The sequence below is a fragment of the Mangrovicoccus algicola genome, assembly GCF_014903745.1.
Classification (GTDB): Bacteria; Pseudomonadota; Alphaproteobacteria; order Rhodobacterales; family Rhodobacteraceae; genus Mangrovicoccus; species Mangrovicoccus algicola.
Map to the genome: position 1 here is coordinate 1 of NZ_JACVXA010000139.1, position 1,533 is coordinate 1,533.

At 73.6% G+C, this 1,533-nt stretch carries 2 protein-coding genes and 1 pseudogene; 2 read left to right on the plus strand and 1 reads right to left on the minus strand.

Features of this window, described 5'->3' with window-relative positions; translation table 11 throughout:
• Window positions 1-243: pseudogene (locus ICN82_RS21135) on the plus strand (replication initiation protein); the annotation flags it as partial.
• Between the two features lie 39 nt (window positions 244-282).
• Here the strand turns inward: ICN82_RS21135 and ICN82_RS21140 are convergent.
• On the minus strand, window positions 283-984 hold the full coding sequence (locus ICN82_RS21140) for a fumarylacetoacetate hydrolase family protein (RefSeq protein WP_193187319.1): 702 nt from the start codon (window positions 982-984) through the stop codon (window positions 283-285).
• A gap of 207 nt (window positions 985-1,191) precedes the next feature.
• Here ICN82_RS21140 and ICN82_RS21145 point away from each other — a divergent pair.
• Window positions 1,192-1,533 (plus strand): NTP transferase domain-containing protein (locus tag ICN82_RS21145; RefSeq protein ID WP_193187322.1); only part of this gene is annotated, 342 nt, incomplete at its 3' end.

Sequence of the window (1,533 nt, forward strand, 5' to 3'; positions counted from 1 at the left end):
GTGCTGGAGGCGCTGGCGGCCGAGCTGCGCGGCCGCGCGGCGCGCATGGAGCGGATCCGCGAGGCCGTGGCGGCGCGCACCCCCACGCAGCGCGATGCCGACCGGCGGCTGTTCCTGTCGCAGCTTTCCGATCCTCTGGAGCGCGGCGATTTCGAGCGGCTGGGCTGGGCCTCGGCGCTGAATGCCCGCGCGATGGCGGCCTTCTGGGAAGAGATGGTGCCGGGGCTGTTCGAGGGGCTGTGAGCCCCGGGCCGCGGCGGGGATTTCGCCGCGAAACCCCGATCAGCGGACCCGGACCGAGACGGAGCCCACGCCCGCGACCTCGCCCTCCAGGAGGTCGCCCATCAGCACCGGGCCGATCCCCGAGGGCGTGCCGGTCATGATCAGGTCGCCCTCGCGCAGGGTGAAGGATTGCGAGATATGGGCGATCATCTCGGGGATGGACCAGATCATCTGGCCGAGATCGCCCTGCTGCTTGAGGCTACCATTGACCCGCAGCGTGATGGCCCCGGCGGTCGGGTGGCCGGTTTCGGTCGCGGGGCGCAGCGCGCCGATGGGGGCCGATCCGTCGACGGATTTCGCCGCCTCCCAGGGGCGGCCCATGGATTTGGCGGTGGATTGCAGGTCGCGCAGGGTCATGTCGAGCCCCACGCCATAGCCCCAGACGTGATCCAGCGCGGCGCCTGCCTCGATATGCGAGCCGCCGCGGCCTATGGCGGCGACCAGCTCGACCTCGTGATGCACGTCGGTGGAATGGCGCGGATAGGCATAGTCGCTGCCCGGCGGGCAGATGGCGGTATTGGGCTTCATGAAGAAGAAGGGCGGTTCGCGCGTCGCGTCATGGCCCATCTCGGCGGCATGGGCGGCATAGTTGCGCCCGATGCAGAAGATCCGGCCGACCGGGAAGACCGCGTCGCTGCCCGCGACGGGCAGCGTGACGGGCCGGGGCGGCGCGACGGCCAGGCGGGGGGCGGCGTTTTCCATGGGCGGATCCTTTCGGCAGGTTCGGCGCGGCCCGGCGGGCGCGGCTGGCGAGAGTGAAAGCACAAGCGCCGCGGCGGCGGTCTGCGGCCGGTTGCCGCGCATGGGGGGTTGCATCCAGCGCATGGCCGCGCAGGATCCCTGCGGCAGACGGCAGACGGCAGACGGCAGACGGCAGACGGCAGACGGCAGACAGGGAAGGGCGGGGCGATGGCGGAACGGATCCTGGGGGCGGTGCTGGCGGCGGGGCGGGGCAGCCGCTTCGGCGCGGGCGACAAGCTGCGCGCCGGCCTGGCGGGACAGGCGCTGGCCCGCCACGCGGCATCGGCCATGGCGGCGGCGGGTTTCGCCGAGGCCGCGGTGGTCTGCCCGGCGGCGCGGGCCGATCTGTTTCCCGGGCTCCTGCGGCTGGAGGCGCCCGCGGGATCGGGCCAGTCGGCCAGCCTCGCGGCGGCGGCCCGCTGGGCGATGGCGGCGGAGGCGGATCTGCTGGTGATCGCGCTGGCGGACATGCCCTTCGTCACCGGCGCCGACCTGGCGGAGGTCGCGGCC

Excerpts from the sequence above, each read along its gene's own strand:
- ICN82_RS21140 (WP_193187319.1), bottom strand. The coding sequence starts at position 984 with ATGGAAAACGCCGCCCCCCGCCTGGCCGTCGCGCCGCCCCGGCCCGTC.